The organism is Psychromonas antarctica (assembly GCF_022267535.1).
Classification (GTDB): Bacteria; Pseudomonadota; Gammaproteobacteria; order Enterobacterales; family Psychromonadaceae; genus Psychromonas; species Psychromonas antarctica.
Genome location: NZ_JAHNZV010000160.1, coordinates 1 through 4626 on the forward strand (window position 1 = coordinate 1; position 4626 = coordinate 4626).

The following is a 4626-nucleotide window of genomic DNA, read 5'->3' on the forward strand; positions in this document are numbered from 1 at the left end:
TGCTCAAATGCAGTAATAACGCTACTAAGTTGCTCTGGATTTGACATAATTAAGTCCTGATGGATGAGTTACCCGTATTAAATCAGAACAAAAAATGGAAGTTGAGCTACGCTGCCGTAAGCTCACACTAAAGGATAGAGTTAATAATTTATCATTGTCTCCCCCTCCACAAGAGAAGGTCAAATTACCTAAGCCAAAATTAACTGACCCATCAGATCTCGTTTCATATAAGACCGATTATGATAGTGATATGCCAGTGGATGATTATGATGAGGATTTAGATGAGTAGACCTTATGCCCATCGAAAGTCACAAAATCAGAGGCGCAAACTAGATGATTATTTGTGTCAATATTGTGGTTCAGACAAAAATGTCGCTGCTCACCATATTTTTGAATACTCCAAAGGTGGGCCCTCAACAGTAGAAGGTATGATCACTGTCTGTAGGAGGTGTCACTTGAACATTATTCATGCTGATTCAGAAATAGAAATAGAAAAAAAAGAAAATGAAATAACCACTGCTGGAAAGGGTGGGAAATAGCCATATAACAAGGCACTTAAACGGAACTAAAACAGTTGGTTAGGTTTCGCTTCGCTGCACATTATAACCAACAATTTTAGTCCGCTTAGTGCGGCGTTAAATTTCACTCCGATTTGTGAAATGTAAAAATGATTAATAGGTTGGTTGGGTGTTTTGCGCGATCCCATATCCAATGGATTTGCGAATCGGCACTCTGAATCGCAGCTGGAAATGGGGCAATATAAAGTTGGCTTTTGTATTAAACGGGCTTGGTTAATTTACCTATTTATCATCGTTACGTTTTGAGCATTGCTGTTTGTAATTGGGCTACTTCGTTGAAAATTAAGTAGGCAAATCAAACAGTTTTAGTTTCAAGTTAAAAAAAATATAAGCGTTGCGTTTCATGTAGGCTACAAGCTTACAAGTCGCAAAACTTAACAAGGCAAAGCACTGGACGCATTACGCTTTGTCGTCTTTTTTGCAAAAACAAAAAGCTGCAAAAACGCCGCCAAACCTATGCGCCAGTGTTTAGCGGCGTTAAATTTCACTCCGATTTGTGAAATGTAGAAATTGTAAGTTGGTTGGTTGGGTGTTTTGCGCGATCCCATATTCAACGAATTTGCGGATCGGCTTTCTAAATCGCTGTTGGAAATGGGGCAATATCAAGTTAGCTTTTGTATTAAACGGGCTTGGTTAATTTACCTATTTTATCAACGTTACATTTTGAGCTTTGTTGTTTGCAATTGGGCTACTTCGTTGAAAATTAAGTAGGCAAATCAAACAGTTTTAGTTTCAAGTTAAAAGAAATATAAGCGTTGTGTTTCATGTAGGCTACGAGTTTACAAGTCGCAAAACTTAACAAGGCAAAGCACTGGACGCATTACGCTTTGTCGTCTTTTTTGCAAAAACAAAAAGCTGCAAAAATGTCGCCAAACCTAAGCGCCAGTGTTTAGCGGCGTTATATTTATTCGTAAAATTGGTGCAGAGGTTAATCATGGAAAAAGAAGTCATACTTTTTGACATAAATGAAACCGTTCTAAATTTAGAGTCTTTGAAGCCCAAATTCAGAGATGTTTTCGGTAGTGAAGATGCTTTATCACTATGGTTTTCAAAGTTATTGCATTCTTCTACTGTTTGTATTGCCACAAGTGTTAGTTCAAACTTTGCTGAATTAGCGAGTGCAATGCTTGAATCTGTAGCGGCACATTATAATAGTCGCTTAACGGATAAAAAACGTAGTGAGCTATTAGCCTGCTTTTCGAATTTACCCCCACATGCAGATATCAAAGAGGCTTTAAATAAATTGCGTTCAAGCGGGTTTAAAACGGTGGCTTTTTCTAACTCGTCCTTGAATCTTATCACTGATCAAATGAATAATTCGGGATTAACAAATTTTTTCGATACCATTTTATCTGTCGAGGACACAGGAAGTTTTAAACCAAACCCGAAGGTATATAAATTTGCAGCTGAAGTGCTGGGAGAGTCAGTAGAAAATCTTCGCCTTGTAGCTACTCATGATTGGGATACACATGGTGCGTTATCAGCAGGTTTGAAAGCAGCCTATATTGATCGTACAGGTAGCGAATACCATCCTCTCTATTTGAAGCCAGATATTAAGTCGAAAACCATGGGCGGAATTGTTGAAAAAATTATGGCCGTAAACTCGCAAAAATAAATATAACAAGTTAATCAACTGGACGTATTACGGTTGGTCATTGTTTTTGCAAAAGAAAAACCGCAAAAACAACGCCAACCTACACGCCAGTTATTAAGGCGTTAAATTTCACTCCGATTTGTGAAATGTAAAAATGATTAATAGGTTTGTTTGGTGTTTTAGGCGATCCCATTTTCAATGAGTTTGCGAATCGGCTCTCTGAATCGCAGTTGGAAATGGGGCAATATAAAGTTGGCTTTTTTATTAAACGAGCTGGGTTAATTTACCTATTTATCATCGTTATGTTTTGAGCATTGCTGTTTGCAGTTGGGCTACTTCGTTGAAAATTAAGTAGGTAAATCAAACAGTTTTAGTTTCAAGTTAAAAGAAATATAAGCGTTGCGTTTCATGTAGGCTACCAGCTTACAAGTCGCAAAACTTAACAAGGCAAAGCACTGGACGCATTACGCTTTGTCGTCTTTTTTGCAAAAACAAAAAGCTGCAAAAACGTCGCCAAATCTATGCGCCAGTGTTTAGCGGCGTTATGTTTCTAAACAGAGGGCACCATGCACAAACTTATTAATGAAATTAGCAGTGCAACTTTTCTTCTCACGCTATTTACTGGATTGCTGTATATCTCTGGAGATGCATATATTTATGGTTATTTGGATGAACTTTCTCTCGTTCAAAAATTGTTCATGCCATCGTTTAATGAAACTTTATCACAAGGTTTCATTATGCTATTTATTGGTGGAATTTATCTAGTCATACCTTCATTTTTCATTGCAATATTGTTCTATTCATACATGTTTATGATTGGTGAAATTTCAGAAGTCGCTTTTATAAGGAAAATATGGAATTTTATTTTTCCATCATCTAAAAGAGAGAGAGAGTATAAAAAACCAGAACTTATAACCCGAATATTAAACCTTGCTTTAACTTTCCTCGTTTTCACTATGTTTATAGCACTATTTCTATTTACAATATTTAAAGTAATTGATTTCGCATCAGTGCAGGGTAAAGAACAAGCCCAAAAAGACTTAATTAAATTTAAGTCTTTTAATGAATACAATGAAATAATAATCGCAGAAAAAAATGTTAAAGGGGCTGTTTTACGGTGTTCAAGCACACACTGTGCTGTATATATAAAAGAAAAAAATATTATTAAAACTGTGCCTGTTTCAAGTATTAAAAGTATCAGTATTGAGCAAGCAAAACATAACAAGTCGTTAAACACGGAAGCGTAAACGGTTGCCATTGTTTTGCAAAAAGGCAAAAGCGCAAAAACAATATCAACCTACGCTCCGGTTAACGAGGCGTTATGTTTCAGGAGAGTAAAGTGGAAAAGTATAAAGTTTTTGGTACATATATAGCTGCGGTAATTTTGGTCTTTTTAACATGGACCGGACTGGATTATCTGGCATGGTTTGGTTTGGAAGGTGTTTTTAGAGAACTTGGCATCAGGACAATTTACCGAGATATAACTGAAGCATTAAGGCAGGGGGGAGCCTCCCCTCTAGATCATGTTTTTGGGGTATTCATTGTGTCAGGTGTTTTCGTAGCTATTTATCAATGGTTCATTTCACCTAAAAAGGTTTTCGTTTGTGTTATATATGGTTTGTTGTTTGGTATTGTGGCTAAAATAGATGAAGGCTCACTAGCTTATACTTATAGCTCCATAACAGATCCGATGATGCTCGTTCGTATTGCAGTTGCTGCCACGCAAGGAATGATTGCAGGTCTTGTGATGTCTATGGTTATCAGAAGTTAATAGGTTTAGTTATCTTTTTATAAGTAATGAAACATAACAAGTCGTTCAACCGGACGCATAACGGCTGTCATCGTTTTTGCAAAAGAAAAAACCGCAAAAACAAAGCCAACCTACGCGCCTGTTAACGAGGCGTTATATTTCCAAGGAGTTTACATGTTTGAATGGAGCAATCTTACAACATGTTTTGGTACTGGAGTTTCAAATCCTAGCGATTCTGATCTCAAGCAATCAATAGCTGAGTTATTTGAATCTAATAATGACGAACATCCTGATGCTTGGGTTGAATGTGGTTCAGAGAATGGTCCTCTTTGCTCTGTTTCAATATATTCAAGTGGTTACGCTTTATTTACCAAGTATAGTGACGCGGATATGTCGGAAGAACTAGAAAATAGAAGAGTTGAAAATGTTACTCAAGATGTGGGATTACAACTGTGGAAAAACCTAATCAGTGGTAGGCTAAACAAAATATAACAAGGCATTGAAAACGGAACTAAAACAGTTGGTTAGGTTCCGCTTCGCTCCACATTATAACCAACAATTTTAGTCCGCTTAATGCGGCGTTAGTGCGTCAAGCAAAGCTTGATGCATCTTGCAGGGTGTAAGTCCCTGTCAGGCAAGGTTTAACCAACCACCTGTATCGAGTGTTGCGCCTTTGGCGGAGTCTGGGATTCGTGTAACACTTA

6 protein-coding genes are annotated in these 4626 nt (G+C 37.3%); all 6 read left to right on the forward strand.

Going from position 1 to position 4626, the window contains the following annotated elements; all coding sequences use genetic code 11:
- Positions 1–94 precede the first annotated feature (94 nt).
- The 6 genes from KSO91_RS16125 to KSO91_RS16150 all read left to right on the forward strand — a co-directional run bounded on the left by KSO91_RS16125 (position 95) and on the right by KSO91_RS16150 (position 4414).
- A complete protein-coding gene (locus KSO91_RS16125) occupies positions 95–289 on the forward strand; it encodes a hypothetical protein (protein ID WP_238744052.1) in 195 nt (64 codons plus the stop codon).
- On the forward strand, positions 282–539 hold the full coding sequence (locus KSO91_RS16130; protein ID WP_238744053.1) for an HNH endonuclease: 258 nt from the start codon (positions 282–284) through the stop codon (positions 537–539). Before KSO91_RS16125 ends, KSO91_RS16130 begins: the two co-directional genes overlap by 8 nt.
- Positions 540–1512: 973 nt before the next feature.
- Complete coding sequence (locus KSO91_RS16135; protein WP_238744054.1) at positions 1513–2193, forward strand: haloacid dehalogenase type II; 681 nt, start codon at positions 1513–1515, stop codon at positions 2191–2193.
- A 545-nt stretch (positions 2194–2738) separates the two neighbouring features.
- Positions 2739–3419 (forward strand): hypothetical protein, encoded by a 681-nt coding sequence (locus KSO91_RS16140; RefSeq protein WP_238744055.1) that lies wholly within the window; start codon positions 2739–2741, stop codon positions 3417–3419.
- A gap of 92 nt (positions 3420–3511) precedes the next feature.
- The gene (locus KSO91_RS16145; protein WP_238744056.1) at positions 3512–3943 is read left to right on the forward strand and encodes a hypothetical protein; all 432 of its coding nucleotides are present in this window, start codon (positions 3512–3514) and stop codon (positions 3941–3943) included.
- Positions 3944–4096: 153 nt separating this feature from the next.
- Positions 4097–4414: a hypothetical protein gene (locus tag KSO91_RS16150; RefSeq protein ID WP_238744057.1), complete on the forward strand. Its 318-nt coding sequence runs from the start codon at positions 4097–4099 to the stop codon at positions 4412–4414.
- Positions 4415–4626 lie beyond the last annotated feature (212 nt).